The sequence below is a fragment of the Xanthomonas codiaei genome, assembly GCF_002939785.1.
In the GTDB taxonomy this organism is placed as follows: domain Bacteria; phylum Pseudomonadota; class Gammaproteobacteria; order Xanthomonadales; family Xanthomonadaceae; genus Xanthomonas; species Xanthomonas codiaei.
In genome coordinates this window covers 1-278 of record NZ_MDEC01000101.1, presented here as the reverse complement: position 1 = coordinate 278, position 278 = coordinate 1, and the positions used below count along the sequence as shown (strand labels likewise).

The window sequence follows — 278 nt, the reverse complement described above, 5'->3', positions numbered from 1 at the left end:
AGGGTTTCCGGTAGGCGTTCGTAATCACGGGCCAGGCGTCGGAACCGATTGACCCAACCGAAACTGCGCTCTACGACCCAGCGGCGCGGTAGCAATACAAAGCCTTTCTTAGCCTCCGGCAGTTTTACGACGTGCAGCTCGATGCCTTCCTCCTGCGCAGCTTCGGCCGGCCCTTCGCCGGTGTAGCCTTGATCGACGAACGCCAGTTTCACCGTCTCGCCCGTGACATACTGAACTTCCTGCGCCAGCGATCGCACTTGGGCGCGTTCCTGCTCGTC

The 278-nt window shown here is 61.2% G+C and carries 1 protein-coding gene; it reads right to left on the bottom strand.

Features of this window, described 5'->3' with window-relative positions; translation table 11 throughout:
- Positions 1-278 (bottom strand): transposase (locus tag XcodCFBP4690_RS22215; protein ID WP_146092056.1); only part of this gene is annotated, 278 nt, incomplete at both ends.